Annotated in this window: 22 protein-coding genes and 5 tRNA genes; 2 read left to right on the top strand and 25 right to left on the bottom strand. The window is 45.8% G+C overall.

Annotated elements, in window-relative coordinates:
* Nucleotides 1-191, top strand: a 191-nt coding sequence (locus tag H8K36_RS19175; RefSeq protein WP_222611266.1) for a hypothetical protein, incomplete at its 5' end; no start/stop codon positions are given.
* Nucleotides 192-238: 47 nt separating this feature from the next.
* Here H8K36_RS19175 and nadC read toward each other — a convergent pair.
* The 25 genes from nadC to aroC form a co-directional block, all read right to left on the bottom strand.
* On the bottom strand, nucleotides 239-1,132 hold the full coding sequence (nadC, locus tag H8K36_RS17815) for a carboxylating nicotinate-nucleotide diphosphorylase (protein WP_186917870.1): 894 nt from the start codon (nucleotides 1,130-1,132) through the stop codon (nucleotides 239-241).
* A 12-nt stretch (nucleotides 1,133-1,144) separates the two neighbouring features.
* Nucleotides 1,145-2,278 carry a quinolinate synthase NadA gene (gene nadA, locus H8K36_RS17810; RefSeq protein ID WP_186917869.1) on the bottom strand — a complete coding sequence of 378 codons (1,134 nt, stop codon included), beginning with the start codon at nucleotides 2,276-2,278 and terminating at the stop codon, nucleotides 1,145-1,147.
* 92 nt (nucleotides 2,279-2,370) lie between these two features.
* Nucleotides 2,371-2,463: transfer RNA gene (locus H8K36_RS17805), tRNA-Leu, on the bottom strand.
* 56 nt (nucleotides 2,464-2,519) lie between these two features.
* Nucleotides 2,520-2,593: transfer RNA gene (locus H8K36_RS17800), tRNA-Cys, on the bottom strand.
* Nucleotides 2,594-2,668: 75 nt separating this feature from the next.
* Nucleotides 2,669-2,744: transfer RNA gene (locus H8K36_RS17795), tRNA-Gly, on the bottom strand.
* Nucleotides 2,745-2,768: 24 nt separating this feature from the next.
* Nucleotides 2,769-2,844 (bottom strand) — tRNA-Gly (locus tag H8K36_RS17790).
* Between the two features lie 36 nt (nucleotides 2,845-2,880).
* A tRNA-Gly gene (locus H8K36_RS17785) sits at nucleotides 2,881-2,956 on the bottom strand.
* Nucleotides 2,957-2,997: 41 nt separating this feature from the next.
* Nucleotides 2,998-3,594 carry a CDP-diacylglycerol--glycerol-3-phosphate 3-phosphatidyltransferase gene (gene pgsA / locus H8K36_RS17780; RefSeq protein WP_186917868.1) on the bottom strand — a complete coding sequence of 199 codons (597 nt, stop codon included), beginning with the start codon at nucleotides 3,592-3,594 and terminating at the stop codon, nucleotides 2,998-3,000.
* Between the two features lie 114 nt (nucleotides 3,595-3,708).
* Nucleotides 3,709-5,613: an excinuclease ABC subunit UvrC gene (gene uvrC / locus H8K36_RS17775; protein WP_186917867.1), complete on the bottom strand. Its 1,905-nt coding sequence runs from the start codon at nucleotides 5,611-5,613 to the stop codon at nucleotides 3,709-3,711.
* Nucleotides 5,601-6,011, bottom strand: coding sequence for a holo-ACP synthase (gene acpS, locus H8K36_RS17770; protein ID WP_186917866.1), 411 nt, complete (start codon nucleotides 6,009-6,011; stop codon nucleotides 5,601-5,603). The genes uvrC and acpS overlap by 13 nt, the downstream gene beginning before the upstream one ends.
* A gap of 15 nt (nucleotides 6,012-6,026) precedes the next feature.
* Complete coding sequence (gene pdxJ / locus H8K36_RS17765; RefSeq protein ID WP_186917865.1) at nucleotides 6,027-6,785, bottom strand: pyridoxine 5'-phosphate synthase; 759 nt, start codon at nucleotides 6,783-6,785, stop codon at nucleotides 6,027-6,029.
* The gene (gene recO / locus H8K36_RS17760; RefSeq protein ID WP_186917864.1) at nucleotides 6,782-7,570 is read right to left on the bottom strand and encodes a DNA repair protein RecO; all 789 of its coding nucleotides are present in this window, start codon (nucleotides 7,568-7,570) and stop codon (nucleotides 6,782-6,784) included. The genes pdxJ and recO overlap by 4 nt, the downstream gene beginning before the upstream one ends.
* 65 nt (nucleotides 7,571-7,635) lie before the next feature.
* A complete protein-coding gene (gene era / locus H8K36_RS17755; protein WP_186917863.1) occupies nucleotides 7,636-8,538 on the bottom strand; it encodes a GTPase Era in 903 nt (300 codons plus the stop codon).
* A complete protein-coding gene (gene rnc, locus H8K36_RS17750; protein ID WP_186917862.1) occupies nucleotides 8,535-9,386 on the bottom strand; it encodes a ribonuclease III in 852 nt (283 codons plus the stop codon). Before rnc ends, era begins: the two co-directional genes overlap by 4 nt.
* 8 nt (nucleotides 9,387-9,394) lie before the next feature.
* On the bottom strand, nucleotides 9,395-9,793 hold the full coding sequence (locus H8K36_RS17745) for a DUF4845 domain-containing protein (RefSeq protein ID WP_230404790.1): 399 nt from the start codon (nucleotides 9,791-9,793) through the stop codon (nucleotides 9,395-9,397).
* 13 nt (nucleotides 9,794-9,806) lie between these two features.
* Nucleotides 9,807-10,697, bottom strand: coding sequence for a signal peptidase I (lepB, locus tag H8K36_RS17740; protein ID WP_186917861.1), 891 nt, complete (start codon nucleotides 10,695-10,697; stop codon nucleotides 9,807-9,809).
* Complete coding sequence (gene lepA, locus H8K36_RS17735) at nucleotides 10,694-12,487, bottom strand: translation elongation factor 4 (RefSeq protein ID WP_186917860.1); 1,794 nt, start codon at nucleotides 12,485-12,487, stop codon at nucleotides 10,694-10,696. The genes lepB and lepA overlap by 4 nt, the downstream gene beginning before the upstream one ends.
* Nucleotides 12,488-12,693: 206 nt before the next feature.
* Nucleotides 12,694-13,509, bottom strand: coding sequence for a tRNA pseudouridine(38-40) synthase TruA (truA, locus tag H8K36_RS17730; protein WP_186917859.1), 816 nt, complete (start codon nucleotides 13,507-13,509; stop codon nucleotides 12,694-12,696).
* A 74-nt stretch (nucleotides 13,510-13,583) separates the two neighbouring features.
* Entirely contained in the window at nucleotides 13,584-16,340 is a 2,757-nt protein-coding gene (locus H8K36_RS17725; protein ID WP_186917858.1) for a motility hub landmark protein FimV, read from the bottom strand.
* Between the two features lie 297 nt (nucleotides 16,341-16,637).
* Nucleotides 16,638-17,762 (bottom strand): aspartate-semialdehyde dehydrogenase, encoded by a 1,125-nt coding sequence (asd, locus tag H8K36_RS17720; RefSeq protein ID WP_186917876.1) that lies wholly within the window; start codon nucleotides 17,760-17,762, stop codon nucleotides 16,638-16,640.
* A 45-nt stretch (nucleotides 17,763-17,807) separates the two neighbouring features.
* A complete protein-coding gene (gene leuB, locus H8K36_RS17715) occupies nucleotides 17,808-18,878 on the bottom strand; it encodes a 3-isopropylmalate dehydrogenase (RefSeq protein WP_186917857.1) in 1,071 nt (356 codons plus the stop codon).
* A gap of 21 nt (nucleotides 18,879-18,899) precedes the next feature.
* Entirely contained in the window at nucleotides 18,900-19,547 is a 648-nt protein-coding gene (leuD, locus tag H8K36_RS17710) for a 3-isopropylmalate dehydratase small subunit (RefSeq protein ID WP_186917856.1), read from the bottom strand.
* Nucleotides 19,548-19,549: 2 nt separating this feature from the next.
* Nucleotides 19,550-19,654, bottom strand: coding sequence for an entericidin A/B family lipoprotein (locus H8K36_RS17705; RefSeq protein WP_408058401.1), 105 nt, complete (start codon nucleotides 19,652-19,654; stop codon nucleotides 19,550-19,552).
* Between the two features lie 57 nt (nucleotides 19,655-19,711).
* The gene (gene leuC, locus H8K36_RS17700) at nucleotides 19,712-21,112 is read right to left on the bottom strand and encodes a 3-isopropylmalate dehydratase large subunit (RefSeq protein ID WP_186917854.1); all 1,401 of its coding nucleotides are present in this window, start codon (nucleotides 21,110-21,112) and stop codon (nucleotides 19,712-19,714) included.
* A gap of 226 nt (nucleotides 21,113-21,338) precedes the next feature.
* Nucleotides 21,339-22,430, bottom strand: coding sequence for a chorismate synthase (gene aroC, locus H8K36_RS17695; RefSeq protein WP_186917853.1), 1,092 nt, complete (start codon nucleotides 22,428-22,430; stop codon nucleotides 21,339-21,341).
* Nucleotides 22,431-22,668: 238 nt separating this feature from the next.
* Between aroC and H8K36_RS17690 the strand changes: the two genes are divergently transcribed.
* Nucleotides 22,669-24,927 (top strand): bifunctional diguanylate cyclase/phosphodiesterase, encoded by a 2,259-nt coding sequence (locus H8K36_RS17690; RefSeq protein WP_186917852.1) that lies wholly within the window; start codon nucleotides 22,669-22,671, stop codon nucleotides 24,925-24,927.
* Nucleotides 24,928-25,139: the final 212 nt, after the last annotated feature.

Here is a 25,139-nt window from a genome sequence, read left to right as displayed (position 1 = left end):
AATCGTTTTGTTCGTCAGCAGCAGAGAAACGAGATTATGCAGCCTTTCTAACTTCTCGTCAACCCCCTCCGTTTAAACTTTCTAAACTCCGCTTCGATTTATTTCATTTACATCAATCGAAACTCATAGGGAAATTGACTGGCTTGCCACTCTTTTTCTTGCGCCGCATTTCTGCGGGAGGCGAACTATAGCAAAGTTTATCGCTGTCGCGCAAGTACTAAAAAACCGGACGCTCAAACTATTCGGGACCGAGAACTCGCAACGAATAGTCGGTCGCCTTAACATCTTTAGTTAGCGCACCAATGGAAATGCGATCAACCCCCGTCTCAGCGATTGCTCTCACAGTTCGCATATCAACACCACCAGATGCCTCGAGCTTTGCTCGACCTTGATTAACTTCAACCGCCTTTCGCATCATTGCCAAATCAAAATTATCTAACAATATGGAAACAGCACCCGCATTGAGCGCCTCAGTCAATTCATCAAGACTTTCAACTTCCACTTGAACACTCGCAACCCGACGTTGATCACAAATCTGATCTGCGACACGCAAAGATGCAGCAATACCACCGGCCGCAGCAATGTGATTTTCCTTGATCAGGATCCCATCGTATAAGGCGAGTCTTTGATTTTCGCCACCACCGACACGCACTGCATACTTTTGCGCCAGACGCATACCTGGCAGTGTCTTACGTGTATCTAAAATCGCTGCACGCGTACCTTGAATCACATCAACATAAGACCGCGTCACAGATGCGGCAGCAGACAACAACTGCAGAAAATTAAGCGCACTGCGCTCGGCGGTCAGCAGAGCACGCGCTGGCGCGACGATTTTACACACAACCGAGTTCGCAGACATACGGTCGCCTTCTGCATATTGCCAATCAATCACAATCGTTGAGTCGAGCGAAAACATCACCGATTCAAACCAAGGTGCACCACATAAAATCGCATCTTCACGCACAATCACTTGCGCTCGAACACGAGAATATTCGGGCACAAGAAGCCCTGTTAAATCGCAATCACCGACATCCTCTTCCAAGGCTATCTGCACATTTCGTGCTAAAGCCAACTCCAAGTCTTGCGAAAAAGGAGCAAAGGCGTTTTCCAAATTTGAGTTCAACTTTGACATTTACAATCCTTATTATGCTGGACCAATACCAGAGTACAACGCTGAATTCCGCTCAAGCGCACCACTAGGCTGAACCTGTTTTTTACGGGACGCCGCAAAATCCAACATACGATCAATCGCAATTTTCGCTTCAGAACCCACTTTGGGATCAACCTGAATTTGATTACTCTCAGTCTCAAGCACACTCAAAAGGTTTCGCAGACCATTCATCGCCATCCAAGGGCAATGTGCACAACTCTTGCAGGATGCACTATTTCCGGCAGTTGGCGCGACAATGAAGGTTTTTCCCGGCGCAGCCATCTGCATTTTATGCAAGATTCCATTATCTGTGGCAACGATAAACTGCGGCGCCTCGAGATTAATGGCTGCATTAATCAATTGCGATGTCGAACCAACGACGTCTGCCAATGCCACGACTGCCGCAGGCGATTCCGGATGAACCAAAACTTTCGCATCAGGATACTGCTCTTTGAGGATTTCGAGCTCAACACCTTTGAACTCATCATGCACCAGACAAGATCCCTGCCACAACAACATATCTGCACCAGTTTGTTTTTGAATATAACTGCCCAAGTGCTTATCTGGAGCCCACAGTATCTTTTTTCCTTGAGCATGCAACTCAGCAACGATGTCCAGACCAACGCTTGAAGTTACCATCCAATCGGCACGAGCCTTCACAGCCGCACTTGTATTTGCGTACACCACAACAGTCCGATCCGGATGTGCATCACAAAATGCAGAAAACTCAACAGGATCACAACCCAAATCCAATGAACAAGTTGCATCGAGATCTGGCATCAAAATAGTCTTTTCCGGACTCAAAATCTTCGCCGTCTCCCCCATAAACTTTACGCCAGCAACCACTAAAGTCTTAGCAGCGTGATCACGTCCAAAACGCGCCATTTCTAAAGAATCAGATACACAACCACCAGTCTCCTCGGCCAAATCTTGAAGATCAGAATCGACGTAATAATGCGCAACCAAGACTGCATTTTTCTGCTTCAAAAGGGCTTTAATTTTTTCTTTCAACCCCACCTTTTCAGCCAGACTAGGAACATCAGGCACACGGGCCCACGCTGAGGCCACACAGCTACTTCCAGCCTCCATTTGCGGACGCTCGAACTCGATCACTTTGGTCGCTTCCATCTACATTCTCGACTTAGAAAAAACACTAGTTTAACAGCAATAAAAAAACCCGCGCTTCGACCGAAGGGCGGGTTTAATAACTACGATATGAATGGTGCCCGAGGCCGGAATTGAACCGGCACGCCCCTTTTACGGAAAGCGGCGGATTTTAAGTCCGATGTGTCTACCAGTTTCACCACTCGGGCACTCAACTTACGACTGATCGAAGATCAGTAACATTCACTATGTCTTACGACAAATTTGGAGGCGGGGGTCGGGATCGAACCGGCGTCTACGGCTTTGCAGGCCGCTGCATAACCACTTTGCTACCCCGCCAAGGGCATCACTCAAACATCGAGCAAGGCAAACAACTTAGAACAAAAAAGGGAAGCACCGCTTCCCTTCGGAATTTGGAGCGGGAAAAGAGTCTCGAACTCTCGACCTCAACCTTGGCAAGGTTGCGCTCTACCAACTGAGCTATTCCCGCATTACACTACACTATTACGAATTCTGGAGCGGGAAAAGAGTCTCGAACTCTCGACCTCAACCTTGGCAAGGTTGCGCTCTACCAACTGAGCTATTCCCGCATTGCACTGCTAAAACTGACTACGCTGCCGAAAAAATGGAGCGGGAAAAGAGTCTCGAACTCTCGACCTCAACCTTGGCAAGGTTGCGCTCTACCAACTGAGCTATTCCCGCGTCGACAACAGGCACACATTATATAGCACCCATCAAAGTTGTCAAGAATTATGATCAATCTGATTTTCCGCCTTCTCTTTAATCATTGGCCAAGCTCGACGCAGGTAGTAAAACATCGACCAAACAGTTAGAACAGCAGCGATCAAAATCAAGGCTTGACCGATGTGATAAGTATTCACAACCCCAAACAAATCGCCATAAAAAAGCAGCATAGGGATCGCTACCATCTGCGCAGCGGTTTTAATTTTACCGAGGGAACTTACTGCAACTGACTTCGAGGCACCAATCTGCGCCATCCATTCCCGCAACGCCGAAATAGTAATTTCACGCCCAATAATAATAAAAGCAATGACCGCATTTACCCTGTCCCATTGAACCAAAACCAACAATGCACCAGCGACCATCAATTTATCAGCGACTGGATCGAGAAAAGCACCGAACGCCGAAGTTTGATTCCAACGACGAGCCAAGAACCCGTCAAACCAATCCGTAACAGCTGCAACGATGAAGACAACGGTCGATGCCAAATTTTTCTCGGACGGACTTAAGTAGGTATCTGGTACATAAAAGACACCAACCACCAAAGGAATTAGTGCAACTCTCAACCAAGTCAAAAGAATGGGAAAATTAAAAGGCATTTTTTTGTTTGAATAAACTGATAATACGATTACCAGCATTATATTTTGCTAGGCGCTTCGCCACAGCTTTTATTTTGCAGACACACAAAATCACAACAAACTGGGACACTTTCCCTAACGCAGGCGTTGGTAGATTTCTTCCGCCAGTGATTTTGAGATACCTTCAACAGTCATCAGATCTTCAACACTTGCTTCCTCAACCCCTTTAATTCCACCGAATCGAGTCAACAGACGCTGGCGTCGCTTTGGACCGATGCCTTCTATTTCCTCCAAACGCGAAGTCTGACGTGCCTTCGCACGTTTTGCACGCATACCAGTAATCGCAAAGCGATGCGCCTCATCGCGAATTTGAGCTATCAACATAAGTGCAGCAGATTCTTTGCCAAGCTCTTTAGACTCCCGTCCGTCCACGAACACCAATGTCTCAAGTCCAACGCGCCGCCCCTCTCCCTTGGCTACCCCAACGATCAAACTGAGATCCAATCCATATTCGGCAAAAACTTGACGAGCTACTTCCACTTGCCCTTTACCACCGTCAATAAGGACAATATCTGGCATCACCCTTTCATTCTCTTTGACATTTGATTCAGACACGATCTCTGCTTGATTTTCGACAACCGAAAAGGCCTCAAAACGACGCTGCAAGACTTGGCGCATTGCCGCGTAATCATCGCCACCCGTAATATCTTTAATATTAAATCGACGATATTCCCCGTGCTGCATCGCATGGTGATGGAAGACGACACACGATGCCTGGGTTGCCTCGCCTTGGGTATGACTAATGTCGAAACACTCAACGCGAAGCGTGCTCAAGTCTTCGACTTCCAACTCCAACACATCAACCAAAGCTCTTGTCCTCAATTGCTGCGCGCCTTGTTCGGTCAATGCTCGCGCTAGCGACAACTTCGCCCCCTTGATTGCCATATCAAGCCAAGCGCGCCTTTGCTCTTGCGGCTGATAACTACACTGAATTCTGTGGCCGCATTGTTCCATCAACGCCAACATCAACTCTGGAGCATCTAGTTCGACGTTCATAATCAACTGCGCCGGAATAAATTGATCAACATAATGCTGGGCCAGAAAGGCAGAGAGAACTTCCCTTTCCATCTCCCCCTCTAAAGCCGCCTGAGAGTATTCGACTGCAGCAGGAAAATAGGATCGATCACCCAAATGGCGACCACCTCGAACCATCGCCAAGTTCACACATGCACGTCCGCCCTCAACCACCACGGCCAGAATATCAATATCTGCATCGCCACTAGTCTCCATGCTCTGTTGATGCAGTACCTTTGACAAAGCAGCCATCTGATTTCGAACCATGGCCGCACTTTCAAATTCTAGGCGCGAGGAAAAGTCATACATTTTCGTCTCTAATGACTGCATAATTTCTGTGGGACGACCACGTAAAAAACGCGCCGCATTTTCCACGTCAGCCAGATAATCTTGTTCAGAAATTTTACCAACGCAAGGTGCACTGCAACGCTGAATCTGATGCAATAAACACGGCCTAGTGCGATTGAGAAAAACACTGTCTTCGCAATTTCTCAGTAAGAAAATTTTTTGCAAGAGCTGCATCGACTCCTTCACCGCCCAAGTAGAAGGAAAAGGTCCGAAGTACTGGTGTTTTTTGTCGACCGCACCACGATAATATGTCATGCGCGGTGACGCCTCATTCGTAATTTTGAGGTAAGGATACGACTTATCGTCGCGAAAAAGAATGTTGTATTTCGGCTTTAAGGCCTTAATAAGATTATTTTCAAGAATCAGCGCTTCAGCCTCGCTGCGCGTCACCGTCGTTTCCATGCGATGAATTTTCTCGACCATCATCGCGATCCGAGGGCTACTCAAATTTTTTAGGAAATAACTTGAAACCCTTTTTTTAAGGTCACGCGCCTTCCCCACGTACAGGACTTGATCGTGCGCATCGAAATAACGATAGACTCCAGGCAGGTGAGGCAATTGTCCCACTAAGGCGACTAGGGAAGCCCGGATCTCATTCAGCTCGTTCACTTTTGGCATACGGAATCTAAAGATTCGATTACAACGAACGCGACAGCATATTCATGCTCATCAGAGATAGTGACGTGAGCAGATAACCTACGGCTTTGGAACCACGCTTGCAATTCTTCGCCAAAAACAAATATCGGGCGACCATTATCAGAATTCAACACTTGCACGCCATGCCAACTTAATGGATTTCGAAACCCTGTACCCATCGCTTTCGACAACGCCTCTTTGGCGGCAAACCGTGTCGCCAAATAACGAACCGCTTTTGAGAAGTGGGGCTGACTACGATAATGGAAGGCATTCAGTTCTTGTGGACCGAGAATCTTCTCTGCAAAGCGCCCCTCGCGTTTTTGCAGCGCCTGTTCGATTCGTGCACTTCGAACAATGTCAGTACCGATGCCAAAAATCATTATCTATCCACTCAATTAACGCTGCCCTAAGCGAGCTTTCACCATTAATGCTTTCATGTCAGATACCGCTTTATTCCACCCAACAAACACAGCATGGGCGACGATAGCATGACCAATATTGAGCTCTGAGATTCCTGGTAAAGCGGCAATTGCTTGAGTGTTAGTGTAATGCAGACCGTGCCCCGCATTTACCTTCAAGCCTAGGCTGACCGCAAAATCAACCGCTGACGCGATCCGATGCAATTGCTGATTTGCCTCGACATCCGTGTGCGCATCAGCATATTTACCTGTGTGTATTTCAATCACAGTCGCACCTGTATTTTTTGCCGCCTCAATTTGACTATTATCAGCATCGATAAACAGGCTGACACGAATTCCTTCCGCTTGCAGCTGTGCAGTCGCCGCTTTCACATCATCAAAGTACCGTAACACATCCAATCCGCCTTCCGTTGTAACCTCCTCACGGCGTTCTGGAACAAGACAAACATCTTGAGGGCGAACTCGGCATGCGAAATCAATCATTTCTTTCGTTACGGCAGCTTCCAAATTCATACGAGTACGAAGCTCGGGGCGAATTCTCAATACGTCGGCATCTTTGATATGTCGGCGATCTTCACGCAGGTGCAAGGTAATGCAATCAGCACCTGCCTCTTCAGCCATTAAGGCTGCTTGCAAGGGATCGGGATAAGTAGTACCTCGTGCGTTACGAAGGGTCGCAACATGGTCAATATTGATGCCCAAATCGATAATCTGTGTTTGCTGATGGATATTCATAATTTCTGTAAATCGATCAAAATTTGCCGCGTCTTGAGCACCTGACCATGTAAATGATGGTGCAGCAAGTAACGCATTAATTGCTTACTCTGCGCTTGAGTCACTGGGTCAGAATACGATCCATTTTCCATATCAGTCAATGTTTTTCCGTATACTTTTGGTACAGTATCAGATTCGAACGCTGGGCGCGCACCAGAACCGGGGTCAAGTACGTACAGTCGATCATTTTGAACGCGAGCTCGACTCAATATACAAGTCGTGACGTCACCCAGCAGACCCGCTTGCTGTAGCAAAACCAGTTCAAATTTGCGCAAAGCGATCATGGCACTTTCGCCATGTGCAAGCTGATTCAAGGTTGAAACGTAATGATCAAACAGTACCTGACAAGCTTCATTGCGTAGCAGGAATTTAGTTAGTAGTTCATTCAAATAAAAGCCACACAATAGCGCGGACTTCTCTAGCGGAAGCATGCCGCCCACCCATTCAGCGCCGATCAAAGTTCGCACCTCCGATTTCCCACTCCAAGCAACTGTTAGTGGCTGAAAAGTTTGCAGCACGCTTCTCAATTTTGAATGTGGACGCTTCGCTCCTTTTGCAACCAAGGATACCCGACCAAAGTCTCGACTAAAAAGATCGATGATAAGACTAGTTTCTTTGTATGGATATGAATGAAGGACGAAGCCAGGCTGATGTGTCACACGCACATCTTTACGTTGCGTGCGCTTAGGTGGCGCGACACTGAGCAAGCCTGGAGCCAATTGAGGAATCACCTCAATATCGTCCATTGATATCTCAATGTCGTCAATATCCAATTGGTGGCCTTTGTTTTATAAGGGCAAATACCTGTGAATTACTCGTAGCCGTAGGCGCGCAAGCCCGCCTCATTATCCGCCCATCCAGACTTAACTTTTACCCAAATCTCCAGATAAACTGGACCACCAAAAAGCTTTTCCATATCTTGGCGTGATTGGGTAGAAATATCTTTTAGGCGAGCGCCCTTATTGCCAATGACCATCGATTTGTGACCGTCACGATCAACAAGAATGGCGACAAATACACGGCGAAGATTACCCTCTTGCTCAAACTTTTCGATCAGAACCGTGCTTGTATAAGGCAGTTCATCACCAACGAATCGAAATAATTTTTCACGCACAATTTCGGTCGCCAAAAATTTTTCACTACGATCAGTAATGTCATCGTCGCCAAAAATTGGATCATTGAGCGGGAGATGTTTACGCGTTTCTTTTTCCAAATTTTCCAACTGAAATTTCAACGTCGCCGAGACCGGCACTACGGCAGCGAACGGGAATAATGCCATCACTTTTTGAGCGAAAGGCATCAAGATCGCTTTGTCCTTAACACGGTCAGATTTATTAATGACCAGAATACAAGGAACATTCTTCGGCAATAAATCGATGACCTGCTGATCAGCTGCGCCAAAAGTACCTGCTTCAATGATAAACAAAATCACATCCGACGCCATTAACGTATTCGTTACTGTGCGGTTCAACGTGCGGTTCAAAGGATTTGAATGACGCGTTTGAAAACCCGGAGTGTCGACGTAAACGTATTGAGTATTGTCTTTTGTTTGAATTCCAGTAATACGATGTCGGGTTGTCTGTGCTTTACGAGATGTGATGCTAACCTTCGCACCGATCAGGGCATTCATTAAAGTCGACTTGCCGACATTAGGGCGCCCTACGATCGCGATATATCCGCAACGATATTGATTTTCTTCCGATGATGAATTCATGCTGTTTTACTCTTAGTGGCATCGACTATAGCGACGTCTAATGATAATTGCGAGTCCATACTTGAACTCATCTCATTATCGATTGTGGCTGTGCCAGTTGACTGTACCGTTGCTATACCAGCCAGCTTCATCTGCGCAGTTCTACTCTTGCTTTTACGGCCCGTCGGTGTTTTCGCCAAAAGCGCAACAGCGGTGTCCAACGCTAACTTTGCAGCTGCCTGTTCGCCAGCACGGCGACTCCCACCGGTACCAAAAACTTGGATTTCGAGCTTGGGAACCAAACATTCGATTTCGAATTCCTGGTTATGAGCCGCGCCATGTGTCGCTACTACATTATAAAGTGGCAACGCAATTTTTTTGCTTTGCAAGAATTCTTGCAGCAAAGTTTTCGCATCTTTGCCTAGCGTTGTTGGATCAACTGAAACAAGTATAGGTGCGTAAAGCGCCTTAATCACGCTTCGCGCGGCATCAAAACCCGCATCCAGATAAATCGCGCCGAACAAGGCCTCTAGGGTATCCGCTAAGATCGAAGGACGACGAAATCCACCAGACTTCAATTCCCCCTCACCAAGGCGCAGGAACTGCGACAATTCCATTTTTTGAGCAATCTCAAACAAGGACTGTTGCTTAACGAGATTGGCTCTCACCCGGGAAAGATCCCCCTCATCAATACGATCGAAGGTTTCAAAAAGAATCGAAGCGACAACACAGTTAAGGATTGAATCGCCCAAGAACTCCAAACGTTCGTTGTGAGTAGTACTGTGGCTACGATGTGTCAATGCCTGCTGCAGAAGTGCAACATCCTTAAATTGGTGTCCTAACCGTTTTTGCAGCAATTGTTCATTCATACTAGATTTCAATCGATTTTCTTCGTCTTGAATTTGGTTTTTTGAGTAGTTCCCTCATACTCCAGCAAAAGACTTGCGGGGCCGGCTAATGGGATTTTCTTAGTGTAGTAAAAACTCACCTCGTAGCCGGTTTCCTCTTTTTCGATGATGAGATCATTACCTTTAATCGAGGTGATGTAAGCAACTTCGGCTTGCTTATCGAAAGACTTTTGAATGTCAGCAACGCTATTACCGCTCGCCTTCGCCGTAATGATTGCACGCTTCACCGCCAAGAACTCCATCGCAGTCGGTGTAATTTTGGCGCCAATCAAAACAACAACTGCGATCAGGCCCAACAAAAATATCAAGCCAATAATCGACATTCCAGACTGTTTTCGTGCAACCAGCATTTTCATACGTTGAGTCATTTTATTCCCCCAATTATTTAAAGCTACCGATTCTCTTCAAATCACCAAAGTTCATCCAAATGAAGAACGCTTTTCCCACAATATTCTTGTCTGGGACAAAGCCCCAATAACGACTATCCATACTATCGTCACGATTATCACCCATCATAAAGTAATGCCCCTCTGGCACTTTACAGGTGAAGTTATCGTACTCATAACTACATTGCTCAGACATCGGAAACTGAGGTGCCTGCAAAAGCATAGTTCCCGCACTATCATTGTTCAAAATACGATGCTCTACACCAGTTAAATTTTCCGCATATTGTTTCGAATAGCGCAGATCAGCACCATCATGCAAGAACTCGTTCTGAGGAACATAACTAACCGCTTGTCCGTTAATGGAAAGTTTTTTATCTTTATATGTCACAACATCGCCAGGCACGCCCACTACCCTTTTAATATAGTCGAGACTTGGGTCATTTGGATATTTAAAGACCATCACATCGCCACGTTTAGGATTATTCACCTCAATAATTTTTGTTCCAACAATCGGAAGGCGAATTCCATAAGTGAACTTATTTACTAAAATAAGATCACCAACATACAAAGTTGGCAACATTGAGGCAGAAGGAATCTTAAAAGGCTCGAATAGAAACGATCGCAAAACAAACACCAAGGCAATCACAGGAAAGAAACTCCCAGAATATTCAACCCAAGTTGGCTGCCTCAAGAAAGGTGCAATTAAAGCATGCTTCTCATCTTCCGACATTTGATCTTCACGACCCGTTTGCTTTAGTGCGTTCTGAGCAAGTATTTTTCGACGTTTAGACCAAACAAAGGAATCTAGAGCCCAAATAATGCCCGTCACAATCATCAAAAGAAAGAGGATTGATGCAAAGTACTTTACTAAGAATTGAAAACTCATTTTTCTTCCACTTGTAGAATCGCCAAAAACGCTTCTTGCGGGATCTCTACGGATCCGACCTGTTTCATACGCTTCTTACCTGCCTTCTGTTTTTCGAGAAGCTTACGCTTACGGCTAATATCGCCACCATAGCATTTCGCCAATACGTTCTTGCGCAAGGCTTTAACGTTTTCACGGGAGATGATATTCGCACCGATGGCGGCCTGAATTGCAACATCAAACATCTGACGTGGAATCAATTCTCGCATTTTCGCCGCAACAGCACGACCACGATAATGTGCATTTGATCGATGGACGATGATTGCTAATGCATCGACTTTTTCGCTGTTAATCAACATATCGACTTTCACAACGTCAGCAGCTCGATTTTCCTTAAATTCGTAGTCCATCGAGGCATAACCACGCGATGTAGACTTCAAACGATCAAAGAAATCCAACACGATCTCCGCCATTGGCATCTCATATGTCAATTTTACTTGGCGACCATGGTAGCTCATATCCAATTGCACACCGCGCTTTGAAGTGCACAGTGTAATCACAGATCCGACATATTCCTGTGGCATGTATAAGTTCACTGTGACAATTGGCTCGCGAATTTCTTCGATCTTCGATGGGTCAGGCATTTTCGATGGATTGTCGACCTGGATAATCGTTCCATCGCCAAGGACTACCTCATACACAACAGTTGGCGCTGTTGTGATCAAGTCCATATCAAATTCGCGCTCAAGCCGTTCTTGGACGATTTCCATATGAAGCAAGCCCAAGAACCCGCAGCGGAAGCCGAAGCCCAATGCCTGAGATACTTCTGGCTCATACATCAGTGCGGCATCGTTGAGCTTCAGCTTTTCCAAAGAATCTCGCAAAGCATCGTATTGATTTGCCTCAACTGGGAAAAGACCGGCAAAAACCTGCGGCTGCACTTCTTTAAAGCCTGGAAGTGGCTCTTTTGATGGTTTAGCTACAGTAGTGATCGTGTCCCCCACTTTCGCAGCTTTAAGCTCCTTAATACCTGCGATGATGAAACCGACTTGACCTGCTGAAAGCTCACTACGGGACAAAGACTTCGGCGTAAAAACACCAACGCTTTCAACAAGATGTTGAGCTTCGGTCGCCATAAATAAAATCTTGTCTTTTGGGCGCAAAGTGCCATTTACGATTCGCACCAACATCACCACACCAACGTAATTATCAAACCAAGAGTCGATAATCAGAGCCTGTAACGGTGCCTCAGGATCACCATTTGGCGCTGGAACTTTTTTAATCAGAGACTCAAGAATATCGCGAACGCCGAGGCCTGTTTTTGCTGAGCATTGAACCGCGTCACTGGCATCGATCCCTATGACTTCTTCAATTTCTGAACTTGCGTTTGCAGGATCTGCAGAAGGCAAATCAATCTTATTTAGCACCGGAACAACTTCGACTCCGAGCTCTATCGCTGTATAGCAATTAGCAACCGTTTGTGCTTCCACGCCTTGCGATGCATCCACAACAAGAAGCGCACCTTCACATGCAGACAATGAGCGACTAACTTCATAACTGAAATCGACATGCCCTGGCGTATCGATTAGATTCAGGTTATAGACATTACCATCAAGCGCCTTGTATTGGAGCGCCGCAGTCTGAGCCTTAATCGTAATGCCACGCTCTTTCTCGATATCCATAGAGTCAAGAACTTGCGCTTCCATCTCACGATCAGATAGACCACCACATAATTGAATAATGCGGTCTGCCAAGGTAGATTTACCGTGATCAATGTGGGCGATAATGGAGAAATTACGAATATTATTCATTAGAGATTCAAATTGCCAATTACAAAAAAGGCGCTCTATGCTGGGCAAATATCCCCAGGCGAGCGCCTAATCAATGGGTTATGCAAAAACGACATTTTACCGGAATTCACAGGTTTTTACCGATCTTTCCTCTTGCAAATCATTTTTTTGTTGGCGTAGACACAAGCAACTGCACACACAAACCAAACCGGTAAAAACCAAGCAAATCAAATACGTGCGATGAAAGGCAAATTCTGCGCATTCGACTCAGGTAAATCCCATTTTCTGTCGTAGGAAATCTTGGCTAAATATAAACCATCAGGCATGAATGTTGGTGCTGCCAAACTTCGGTCTTTACTTTCAAGCAACTCACCAATCCAATGAGGCGGACGCCTACCAGAACCGACAAACAGCAGAGAACCAATGATGTTTCTGACCATATGATGAAGAAAAGCGCTTGCCCGAAGTGAAAACACGAAAAGATCACCATTCCGTTTAATGTCGACCTCGTACATTGTTTTAATGGGGGATTTTGCTTGACACCCAGTTGCACGAAATGCTGAAAAATCATGCTCGCCCAACAAGAATTTCGCTGCTGCCTCCATTAACTCTAAGTCTAATGGCCGAAAAAACCATCCGGCGCGACCATGTATCGTTGGAGAACGAACTGCGGTATTAAGTAATACATAATGATAAGTGCGCGAATATGCACTAAATCGAGAATGAAATCCCTGCTGATCGCTTGCATCAACTTGGCCCAACTCCTTTGCCCACTTGACCGCAATACTTGATGGAAGAAATGAATTGACGCCATTCACCCAAGAATACATTGCCCTCACCAAATCGGTATCAAAATGTACGACCTGCTCCAACGCATGGACACCAGCGTCAGTCCTACCCGCACAGACGGTGTCGATCCGAACTTTCGCAAAGTCAAATAACGCTCGCTCCAGAGTATCTTGCACAGTTTTACCATGGGGTTGCGTTTGCCACCCCTGATATCCAACACCATCATACTCAACACCTAGAACTATTCTATTCATGAAAAAAGTGAACTCTTCAAATAAAAATGGGCGCTAGCTTTCGCAGCGCCCTATTTTCAAAACAAGGAACTCTGTTAGACCAGTTGCTCCAACATCGCTTTTGCTTTTTGTACCTGATCGTCAGAACCGCCGCGAATGACTTCTTCAAGCAATTCACGAGCACCTTCTTTGTCACCGATTTCTTGATAGGCAACTGCCAAATCAAGCTTTGTCGCCATCTCTGCATTGTAAGGTGAAACATCACTGGAATCATTGAGCTCTGCTGAATCGCTCAACTCTATCGCATCGCTATCGTTCGTCGCGATATTTGAACTATCACTCATTTCTGGCAGTTCAAATTCCAAATCACCTCCGCCACTGGACGGTTGAGACACTGGCTCCATCGAAAAATCAAGCGAGGATCCACTATTAAATTCAGGCAACGCCACCTCTTCAGCAACGACCGCCTTCGGTTCTTCGTCACCACCCAGATCAAAGTCAATCGAACCAAAATCAATGACTGGAGTAGGCTCCTCTTCCTTGATCTTGTTAATTGTACTCACCGCATCAATCTCTGGAAGAGTTGGCGCAAAATCTAAACTATCATCCTGCGCTGCAACTGGTTCAGAAGACTCGGAAATATCCAAATCAAAGTCCAGAATTCCCTCATCAGCTTTCAAATCGCCTGCTGCCGATTGTGGCATATCCAACCCTAAGTCAGGCATTCCAGAATCATCCGATAAGGCATGAGCTGTATCGATAATGCTGATCGAATCTAGCATATCTTCTGACAACGAACTATCGAGAATAGGATCAGGCTCCAAATCCTCTAGCGGCTGGGTTGGCAAACCAAGGCTACCTGAAGCAAAAGATTCAGCCGGAGCGCTCGCACCTGCATAGAGTGGATTATTTGGATCAAGTGCGACACCCATCGAAGCTGCCTGAGTCCACTCCTCGCCCTCTCCATGAGTCATGCCATAAAGTTCACCGGCAAAAAGCTCATAAGAACGCAAGTCTTTACGACTGTAGTAAATCTCAAGCAACTTAAGTCTCACCGCATGACGATCTGGCTGTGTACGCAATGCTTCCTTCAAAATTTCTTCAGCCTGTGTATCCCGGCCATATGCGATATACACATCCGCCTCTGCAACAGGATCGACCTCATTTGCATCGAGCTGACTTGCAGATGGCGCAAAGTTTGAATTGAAAACACTGTTATTTGTATCGACGCTTTGCCCCCCCGTCGAGCCAAACATTGAATTCGCCTTCAAACTTGAACCAGTGAGAATGCTATCTTCAAATTGATGCGCGTTCTTCTTACGACGGCTTGAGTAGACACCGATACCACCTGCGATCACTAGCAAAAGACCGCCAGCAATCATATATTTCATATCAAACCAACCTGAATCCTCAACCACAGGAGCTGGCGGCGGAGCTGGACGTTTAGGTTTTGGTTTAGCAGGTGCAGCTGAAGCAGCACTTGCTTGGCTAGCATCGACACTCGCTTTAGACGCAGCGGAAGCAACCGCTGAAGCACTTTCCGCAGAAGCAGCCTTTTCTGACGAAGTTGCAGAATGAGATGCGGATGCGCTCGCAACTGCGCTTACCGCGCTAGAAGCAGTTTTCGAAGCTGGTTCAGGTTTTACCTCCGCAGGTTTTGAAGCAACGGCACTGGCTGAAGGCGCGCCTTTCGCAGGCACTGCGAGCAACTTATTCAGGTCATTAACATTTCTTTCCAACTCTTTAACGCGAGCGTTTGCATCGGCTAAAGCTTTGTCTTTTGCTATCCGATCTTCCTCAGAAAAGCCTTTCGCCGAGGCACTTGCTTTTGCACTAGCCGCAGGGACTTTTGATAATTTAAGCTTATCGAGGGCTTCATTCGTTGGAGTTGGCGCCTCTTTAACTTTCGTTGTAATTGTTCCAGTCGCCGATTGCTTACTGCTCGCTGCCTTCTCAGCTGGCGCAGTCATTACCTGACCAGCGAGCTTATTACGATAGGCGTTAAAATCAGCAGAATGCGCTTGAACAACGGCGTGAGCATCTGAACTGCTAGAGGCACGCGCAGTTTCTGCATCTGGAATCGTTAAAATCTGCCCAGCCTTTAAGCGATTCATATTGTCGCCAACGAAGGCCTGCGGATTTGCGCGATAGATACCAACGAGCATTTGATCCAGCGAAACACCGTTCAAATTGCTCGACGCAATTTTCATCAACGTATCGCCGGGCTTAACTTTGTATTGATGAGCGCCAGGCTCGCTATTTTCTTTGCCTACATTAGACGTGTTTTTTTTTGCTGAGGCGCTAGCTGGGGACTCTTTTGCATTGGCTGCCTGTTCTTGATTCTTGGCGCTCAATACAGGTGTCACCTGCTTAATGACGACGTTAGGTGTCGAGGGGTTTACGACCTGAGCCGACTGGCCATTGGATAATTCAGCTGGGTCCAACAAAGCAGTATATTCGCGTACCAGTTTGCCGTTACTAGCATTCATCTCCAGCAAGAAGTCGATCCATGGTTCGTTCATCGGCTGAGTGGAAGTCACGCGGATAACATAACCTTTTCCACGTGGCTCAACAGCAAACCGGAGGGATAGCAATGCTGGATTAAACTCGATGTTTGCTTGCCGAAACGCTTCAATTGAAGCGACTTTAGGCACAAGTGAGTTAATCTCTTCTTTATTCGGAGAAGTGAGCTCAATTTCAGCTCGTAATGGCTGTCCAAGTGAGGAAAGCACTGTCAACTTCCCGAGACCGGTCGCATATGCATTTGAGAAGACAAGCAAAGAGGAAAAAGCAGCAGCCTTCAGCGCTTTGCTTCCCAAAAATCTTGTCGATAGGCGTTTGTGATTATGCATTTTTAGAACATTTCCAGGGAAATTTGGTCAATACAAATTTATATACTTATTTTTATAAATTTGCACAAAAGGAAGATATGTTGAATTACGATAACATTACCCACCTTGCGGTGCAAGCTTAACGTGAATTCTAGATATGGTAAATACATTAAGAAGGGAATTCCTTCATTCTGGCAAAATTCGTTGTTACCACTAGACAATTTAAGCAAAAACTTAAAACAAAGACTAAAAAAAAAGGAACGCTTTGCGCTCCTTCTTTTCTCATTCGATTGGAGTACTCAAACTTCAAGTAAAAAATTAATCGATCAAAATCCTCAACATACGACGCAATGGTTCCGCCGCGCCCCACAGTAATTGATCGCCAACAGTGAAAGCAGACAAGTAATCGCCGCCCATTTGCATCTTACGCAAACGACCAACCGGAATAGTTAAACTGCCTGTAACTGCCGCTGGCGTTAAATCACGCATGGAATCTTCACGATTATTCGGCACAACTTTGACCCATTGATTATTCGCTGCAATCATGTCAACGATTTCATCTAGAGGAACATCCTTCTTCAATTTGATGGTCAAGGCTTGAGAATGGCAACGCATAGCGCCGATACGAACACATAAACCATCAACTGGTATGACAGGCGTACCGAACGCTTCGCCTAGCCCCAAAATCTTATTAGTCTCAGCTCCAGCCTTCCACTCCTCTTTCGATTGTCCATTATGCAAATCTTTGTCAATCCAAGGAATCAGATTGCCCGCTAAAGGAACACCAAATTGCTTCGTTTCATCAGCAGCAAAATTATGCTGCTTTGCCAACACTTTACGATCAATTTCCAAAATCGCAGAAGCTGGATCATCAAGCAAAGCTTTAACTTCTGAGTTGATCGCGCCGAACTGAGTTAACAATTCACGCATATGTTGAGCACCGCCGCCCGATGCCGCTTGATACGTCATAGATGACATCCACTCAACCAAGCCATTCGCAAACAAGCCCCCCAACCCCATCAACATACAAGAAACTGTACAGTTGCCGCCGACGTAATTTTTTACGCCACGTGACAATGCCGTTTTAATTACGTCAAGATTGACTGGATCCAAAACGATGACAGCATCGTTTTCCATACGCAATGTTGATGCTGCATCAATCCAATAGCCATCCCAACCAGAAGCCCGCAATTTTGGGAAAACTGCAGAAGTATAATCGCCGCCTTGGCAGGTAATAATAATGTCGCACTTTTTTAATGCGTCAATATCATTTGCGTCTTTCAATGTTTTTTCATTCTTCGCCATTGCGGGGGCCGCACCACCCGTATTCGAAGTCGAAAAAAACACAGGTTCAATATGAGCAAAATCACCTTCTTGCTGCATACGCTGCATCAAGACTGAACCCACCATTCCACGCCAACCTACCAAACCAACTAGTTTCATCATCTTTCCCTAAAAATTACGAGTTCGACTCACTCGATTCACACACTACACCAAAGCTTTTACCACGGCGTTACCCATTTCCTCGGTACCAACCTTCACGCAACCTTCTTCAAAAATATCTGGCGTACGCAAGCCACTTGCTAATACAGCCTTGACCGCATTTTCAATACGATCAGCATGGGCTTCCATCTTCAACGAGTAACGCAACATCATCGCTGCAGACAAAATCGTCGCCAATGGATTAGCGATTCCTTTACCAGCGATATCTGGGGCAGAGCCATGAGATGGTTCGTACAATCCTTTGTTATTCGCATCCAACGACGCGGATGGAAGCATGCCAATCGAACCGGTCAACATTGCAGCAGCATCGGACAAAATATCACCAAACATATTTCCCGTGACGATCACATCAAATTTCTTCGGCGCCCTCACCAACTGCATGGCGGCGTTATCGACATACATATGATCTAAAGCCACATCTGGATATTCCTTGTGCACATCGATCACGATATCTTTCCAAAATTGGAAAGTCTCCAGCACATTGGCCTTGTCAACACTTGTCAAACGTTTACCGCGTTTTTGGGCTGCTTGAAAAGCAACGTGAGCAATACGCCGAACTTCGCCTTCGGCGTAACGCATGGTATCAAAGCCTTCCCGCTGCCCTTTAAATGGACCATCTGGGCATTCACGAACTCCACGCGGCTGACCAAAATAGATATCTCCCGTCAACTCGCGAATAATCAGAATATCGAGACCAGAGACAACTTCAGGTTTAAGAGTAGAAGCGCCCGCCAATTCTGGATAGAGAATGGCAGGCCTAAAATTGGCGAATAAATTCAGATTTTTGCGCAAGCCTAAAATAGCTTGTTCGGGACGCAAAGCGCGCTCTAAAGTATCATATTTCCAATCGCCGACCGAACCAAAAAGGACAGCATCGGCATCTAAGGCCAACTTCAAAGTTGCCTCAGGAAGCGGATGCCCACTTGCCTCATATCCAGCCCCGCCGACTGGCGCGAACTCCATTTCAAAAGATTCACCAAGTGCCTTCAGCACTTTAACTGCTTGAGCAACAATTTCTGGCCCAATGCCATCACCGGGCAACACTGCGATTTTCATGCGAATAATCTTCTAAATAATTTATATTGTTTTTGCCAACCATGGCTGTACTTGGATATGTTTCTGCTCAAAGGCGCGGATTTTTTCTGCATGCACCAAGGTCAATCCGATGTCATCTAATCCGTTGAGCAAGCAATACTTGCGAAACGGATCAACATCAAAGTGCAACGATAAAGCACCATCTTTGGTTGACACGGTTTGCTTCTCAAGACTTACCAGCAAATGTGCACCAATATTTTCTTGAACAAATTGAAAAAGATGTTCAACCGCATCCTCTTCAAGTCGAATCGGCAATAGCCCATTCTTGAAACAATTATTAAAAAAGATGTCTGCAAAACTCGGAGCAATCACTGCTCGAAATCCATATTGCTGCAAGGCCCAAGGTGCGTGCTCACGCGAAGAGCCACATCCAAAGTTTTTTCGCGTCAAAAGAATTGATGCCCCAGCATAACGATCTTGATTCAATACAAATTCAGGATTCAAAGGACGAGTGGAATTATCCATCCCTGGCTCACCATGATCGAGGTAGCGCCACTCATCGAACAAATTTGGTCCGAAACCACTACGTCGAATTGACTTCAAAAACTGCTTAGGGATGATCGCATCAGTATCCACATTTGCACGATCGAGTGGTGCCACCAAACCATCCAATAAGGTAAACTTTTCCATTATTATTTTTTCCCAGCCGTCTCAACGACCTCGCCCACTTTTTTTACATCCTTACCAAAACCTTGAATAGTGTTGCAAGCGGTTAAAGCAAGAAGAGCACATAACATCAATATCGTTTTTTTCATTTCCATTCCCTTTTATTCATCATTTCAGATTAGTTCGCATTAAAAGGATCGAACATCAACAAAATGCCCAGCAATGCCTGCTGCTGCTGCCATCGCTGGCGAGACTAAATGAGTACGTCCGCCTTGCCCTTGACGCCCTTCAAAATTACGATTCGAAGTGGAGGCGCAGCGTTCGCCGGGCTCTAAACGATCCGCATTCATCGCCAAGCACATTGAGCAACCAGGCTCCCGCCATTCAAAACCTGCGGCCACAAAAATTTTATCTAAGCCTTCTTGTTCAGCTTGCGCTTTCACGAGACCAGATCCAGGCACAACCATCGCCAATTTCACGCTAGAGGCGCGTTGTTTACCATTTACCACCGCCGCGGCTGCGCGTAGATCTTCGATTCGAGAGTTAGTACAAGAACCAATAAAAACTTTATCGATTGAAATTTGTTGCACGGGTAAATTGGCAGGCAAATCCATGTAGGCCAACGCCTTAACGATAGCGTCACGTTTAACAGGATCTGTTTCATGTTGCGGATCAGGTGTAACTCCATCAATGGCTACGACCATTTCCGGTGAGGTGCCCCACGTCACTTGAGGTTGAATCGAAGCAGCATCCAGGCTAACCACGGTATCAAATTGAGCCCCCTCATCACTTTGCAAAGTCTGCCAATACGCGACTGCTGCTTCCCAGTCAGCGCCTACTGGAGTGAATGGCCTTCCTTTCACGTAGTCGATCGTCGTTTGGTCAACAGCGATCATACCGGCACGCGCGCCCGCCTCAATCGCCATATTGCAAACTGTCATGCGTCCTTCCATAGACAAGTCTCGAATAGCTTGACCAGCAAACTCAATCGCATAACCAGTACCGCCAGCGGTACCAATTTTGCCAATAATCGCGAGCACGATATCCTTTGCTGTCACACCCACAGGAGTTACGCCATCGACCTGAATCAACATGGTTTTTGATTTTTTCGCGATTAAGGTTTGGGTTGCCAAAACGTGTTCAACTTCCGACGTACCGATACCATGCGCTAAACAAGCGAAAGCTCCATGCGTAGAGGTGTGCGAATCACCACAAACGACAGTCATCCCAGGTAAGGTAGCACCTTGTTCAGGCCCAATCACATGCACAATTCCTTGACGCAAATCGTTCATGCCAAAGTAAGTCAACCCGTAAGTTTTTGCATTCGCATCGAGGGTTTCCACCTGCAGTCTTGAAGTCGGATCGTCAATGCCATTAGCTCGATTTGTCGTCGGAACATTATGGTCCGCAACAACCAAATTAGCCGAAACGCGCCATGGTTGGCGCCCTGCCAACTTGAGTCCTTCAAACGCCTGAGGACTAGTCACTTCGTGTAATAGATGACGATCGATATAGATGATGGCAGTCCCATCATCTTCAGAGTGTACGAGATGCGATTCCCAAAGTTTGTCATAAAGCGTTTTAGACATATGCAGAAGCCTGATGGTAAAAAATCGTTAAGCTAAAAACTAAGCTTTCGATTATGCCACAATTGTGCGCTGCAAAACCGCCAAAAACGGTTTTTTTCAAGCCGGAAAAGCAAAATAAAAATCTGGGAAATTAGAAATAACTAAATATTAGTCGGCTATTTTCAGGAAAAAGACAAAAATTCCAACTAATATTTCGTCGCAACACTTTACAAAAATGCAATAAAATTCAAGTTCTATTCGTCTTCACATGGACATCTGCACACTGCGCACGATGGCGAAGGGCATGATCCATTAAGACCAATGCCAACATAGATTCTGCAATAGGTGTGGCGCGAATCCCGACACACGGATCATGACGACCAAATGTTTCAACTTGAACTGGGTTTCCATCTTTATCGATCGATTGTCGTGGGACGCGAATGGATGAAGTGGGCTTAATTGCCATTGCAACACGAACTTCTTGCCCCGTTGAAATCCCACCCAATATGCCGCCCGCATTATTTCCTATAAAACCATCGGGGGTAATTTCATCTCCATGAACCGATCCCCGCTGTGCGATAGAAGCGAAGCCTGCGCCAATCTCAACACCTTTTACAGCATTGATACCCATCATCGCATAAGCTATCTCTGCATCTAATTTATCGTAAATAGGTTCCCCAAGGCCAATTGGAACTTGATTTGCGACCACTTCTATTTTTGCCCCGATGGAATCACCATCACGGCGCAACGCATCCATATAGCCCTCAAGTTGAGCAATCAATTCAGCATCATCTGTTGGTGCAAAAAAAGGATTTTCGCTGGTATGCGTCCAAGACTGAAATGGGATGGCAATTTCGCCAAGTTGAGTCATTCCCCCATGAAAAGTCGTGCCATAGGCTTCAAAAAGCCATTTTTTTGCGATTGCCCCCGCCCCAACTACTGGCGCGGTCAATCGAGCCGATGAGCGCCCGCCACCTCGTGGATCACGAATACCGTACTTATTCCAGTAGGTAAAATCAGCGTGTCCGGGACGGAACGTATCGACGATATTGCCGTAATCCTTACTGCGTTGATCTTGATTGCGAATCAATAACGCAATTGGTGTTCCAGTCGTCTTTCCCTCATATACTCCCGATAAAATTTCAACTTGATCAGGTTCTTGTCTTTGCGTGACATGTCGTGACGTGCCAGGACGGCGGCGATCGAGTTCTGGTTGAATATCAGCTTCACTCAGATGCATTCCAGGTGGACAGCCATCGATAACACATCCAATTGCAGGCCCATGAGATTCGCCAAAAGTTGTGACAGTAAAGAGAGTTCCAAAGGTATTACCAGACATAATCGCAGATCGAAGTTAGAAAGAATTTCACATGATTCTAACAGTCTTCGCGGACATCGGCCTAAAAAGTAATTGGGAAAATTATCAGAAAAATATAATTATCGAATTTTCGATATTTGTACCAATCCAACAGTATTGATTTGCATTCTTGTTTTATACTGGTAACACGCCAGAAACTGGGCTTCTCAGCATATCGATAAAGTTGGGAACCTCAAATAGACCCGGAGCACCTCAGCGAATGAGTGACTTGAATCAAGCGAACGACGATGCATTGATCTTCATGGATGAACAAAGTGTCAGTGTACACGGCGCCCCCATTCCTAAGGCAAGTTGGCGAATTATGATCATCGATGATGATCCTGACGTGCATTCAGCGACGATGTTCGCTTTGGGCAGTCTAGAAATTCAAAATCGCACACTTACCTTTCTTCATGCTTACTCGGCGAACGAAGCTAGAGAAATACTTGCTCGTGAGCCTGATATCGCTGTGATTCTGCTTGACGTAGTGATGGAGCAGGAAGACGCGGGCCTCAATCTCGTCAACTATGTCCGCAAAAATTTAGGCCTTATTGATGTTCGTATCATTCTTCGAACTGGGCAGCCAGGGTATGCGCCTGAAATCGACGCGATTCGCGATTACGACATTAATGATTACAAGACAAAATCAGAGCTAACACGCACGAAGCTTTACACGACGGTAACCTCAGCCATCCGATCTTACGAACAAATTTGTTCGATATCAGCGAACCAACGCGGCCTTGAGTTTATCGTTAACGCCAGCGCAGAACTCATGTCACAAAAAGGTTTGCAAAATTTCTCCTCTGGAGTTTTACAGCAAGTCGCAGTGTTACTGGGTCGCAAAATCGAAGGTTTTGTGTGCAACCAGATAGATGATCAACATCCATCTTTAAAACTAGATGATCTTTATATTATTGCGACAAGCGCACAATTTAGCCACTTGAGTGAGCGTGCTGCCAACAAAATTGACGAATCAGAAATCAAAACACTTATCGAGCGTTCTCTATCTGAAAAGAGAAATATTTATAAGGATAGTTTTATCGTTCTTCACTTCGAGAGCGGGTCACAAAAGAATCTAACGGTCTTTTTACAAACAAATACAGATGTGAGCGATCTTGATCAACGCTTGCTCGAAGTATTTTGCAGCAATATCTCGGTCGGCTTAAACAATGTGATGCTGACAAGCCGTCTTCACCAATATGCCTATTTCGATCCGCTCACTGGTCTTGCAAATCGTCTCAAACTCCTTCAAACCTTGAACGAAACTCTGCAGTCAAGAATGAAAGACCGTAGTGTATTGTCCTTGATCGATATCGATCATTTTGCGGAAACCAATGACGCGCTCGGTCATCAATTTGGAGACTTGCTATTGTGTTCCGTAGCGAAGCGCCTTCTTGACCATTTTGGCACCAGTTGCCATTTGGCTCGAGTAGGTGGTGACACATTTGCCCTACTCGGCGACGAAGATCAGGTTACCCCTTCGAGAATTTTTAATATTTTTCAACAAGCATTTGAAGTGGACAAACAAGAGGTTCAACTTTCGTCAACGATCGGCCTCATTCGCTTAGGTGGATACGAAGGTGGTGGATCGGATGCATTGAAAGATACCAACATCGCTCTTAAACGTGCGAAGGCACACCAACGCTCTTCACACAGCTACTTTACAGTCGACATGGGCGTCGAAATTCGTGAACGAGTTCGTATGATGCATGCATTGCGTGCGGCATTCGAAAACGAACGCCTCTTCGTTGTATATCAGCCGCAAATCGATATGCGAACGCAGTCCCCAGTTGGCGCGGAAGCCCTATTACGTTGGAAAAATGAGGAGGGTCAATTCGTACCTCCAGATCAATTCATTCCAATTGCTGAATACTCAGGTTTGATCGTCGATATTGGCGAATGGGTCCTACGGAGCGCATGTTTCGAGCTAATTCACCTTCACAACCTAGGTTTTACTGACTTTAAGATGGCTGTCAATGTGTCTCAAGCGCAGTTTTCGCATCCGTTATTTCTACAAAGTCTAGAGCGTGCGCTGACTGACACTCGCGCGCCGGCAAACTGCCTTGAATTAGAAATCACTGAATCGATGGCGATGAACGACCCAGAAATGCTCATCAAAACGCTACATCACATCAAACAACTTGGTGTGCAAATTTCGATCGATGATTTCGGCACTGGTTTTTCATCTTTGAGTCATCTTCAAAAGCTCAACGTCGACAAACTCAAAATTGATCGCGCATTTGTGAATGAAATTAATGACAAGAGCGGTGAAGGCAGCATCGCAAAAATGATTGTGCAATTAAGTCAGAGCTTAAACATCAAAGTAATCGCCGAAGGCGTAGAGACCAAGCTTCAAGCTGACACTTTAATGGGTTTTGGCTGTCACTTGGCCCAGGGCTATCTTTATGCTCGCCCCAAAACACAGCTTGATCTGCGCGCTTGGCTTGCCCAAGGACCAGATCATTGGAGATTGAATTAAGCATGTGTTAATCCTTGAGCGGGCTTTCCTCATAAAACAAGACACAACCACCTTGATGATTGCTGCATTTTCAACGCCGCTTTCACTCTGGATTTGACGCTCTACACCCTCATTTATCCAGTCTGTCGCAAATCTTGCCACCCTATCTGGAGATACAACTACACTATAGATACTCGAGCGTTTGAGTATGATTTTTAGCGACATCGCTCAAA

This window comes from Affinundibacterium nitidum (genome assembly GCF_014284155.1).
Lineage (GTDB): Bacteria > Pseudomonadota > Gammaproteobacteria > Burkholderiales > Burkholderiaceae_D > Undibacterium > Undibacterium nitidum.
The sequence above is the reverse complement of the archived record's forward strand: the minus strand, read 5'-3'. Positions and strand labels throughout refer to the sequence as shown.

Coding starts and splice junctions, on each gene's coding strand:
- nadC (WP_186917870.1), bottom strand. CDS start 1,132: ATGTCAAAGTTGAACTCAAATTTGGAAAACGCCTTTGCTCCTTTTTCG.
- nadA (WP_186917869.1), bottom strand. CDS start 2,278: ATGGAAGCGACCAAAGTGATCGAGTTCGAGCGTCCGCAAATGGAGGCT.
- pgsA (WP_186917868.1), bottom strand. CDS start 3,594: ATGCCTTTTAATTTTCCCATTCTTTTGACTTGGTTGAGAGTTGCACTA.
- uvrC (WP_186917867.1), bottom strand. CDS start 5,613: ATGCCAAAAGTGAACGAGCTGAATGAGATCCGGGCTTCCCTAGTCGCC.
- acpS (WP_186917866.1), bottom strand. CDS start 6,011: ATGATTTTTGGCATCGGTACTGACATTGTTCGAAGTGCACGAATCGAA.
- pdxJ (WP_186917865.1), bottom strand. CDS start 6,785: ATGAATATCCATCAGCAAACACAGATTATCGATTTGGGCATCAATATT.
- recO (WP_186917864.1), bottom strand. CDS start 7,570: ATGGACGATATTGAGGTGATTCCTCAATTGGCTCCAGGCTTGCTCAGT.
- era (WP_186917863.1), bottom strand. CDS start 8,538: ATGAATTCATCATCGGAAGAAAATCAATATCGTTGCGGATATATCGCG.
- rnc (WP_186917862.1), bottom strand. CDS start 9,386: ATGAATGAACAATTGCTGCAAAAACGGTTAGGACACCAATTTAAGGAT.
- H8K36_RS17745 (WP_230404790.1), bottom strand. CDS start 9,793: ATGACTCAACGTATGAAAATGCTGGTTGCACGAAAACAGTCTGGAATG.
- lepB (WP_186917861.1), bottom strand. CDS start 10,697: ATGAGTTTTCAATTCTTAGTAAAGTACTTTGCATCAATCCTCTTTCTT.
- lepA (WP_186917860.1), bottom strand. CDS start 12,487: ATGAATAATATTCGTAATTTCTCCATTATCGCCCACATTGATCACGGT.
- truA (WP_186917859.1), bottom strand. CDS start 13,509: ATGAATAGAATAGTTCTAGGTGTTGAGTATGATGGTGTTGGATATCAG.
- H8K36_RS17725 (WP_186917858.1), bottom strand. CDS start 16,340: ATGCATAATCACAAACGCCTATCGACAAGATTTTTGGGAAGCAAAGCG.
- asd (WP_186917876.1), bottom strand. CDS start 17,762: ATGAAACTAGTTGGTTTGGTAGGTTGGCGTGGAATGGTGGGTTCAGTC.
- leuB (WP_186917857.1), bottom strand. CDS start 18,878: ATGAAAATCGCAGTGTTGCCCGGTGATGGCATTGGGCCAGAAATTGTT.
- leuD (WP_186917856.1), bottom strand. CDS start 19,547: ATGGAAAAGTTTACCTTATTGGATGGTTTGGTGGCACCACTCGATCGT.
- H8K36_RS17705 (WP_408058401.1), bottom strand. CDS start 19,654: ATGTTATGTGCTCTTCTTGCTTTAACCGCTTGCAACACTATTCAAGGT.
- leuC (WP_186917854.1), bottom strand. CDS start 21,112: ATGTCTAAAACGCTTTATGACAAACTTTGGGAATCGCATCTCGTACAC.
- aroC (WP_186917853.1), bottom strand. CDS start 22,430: ATGTCTGGTAATACCTTTGGAACTCTCTTTACTGTCACAACTTTTGGC.
- H8K36_RS17690 (WP_186917852.1), top strand. CDS start 22,669: ATGAGTGACTTGAATCAAGCGAACGACGATGCATTGATCTTCATGGAT.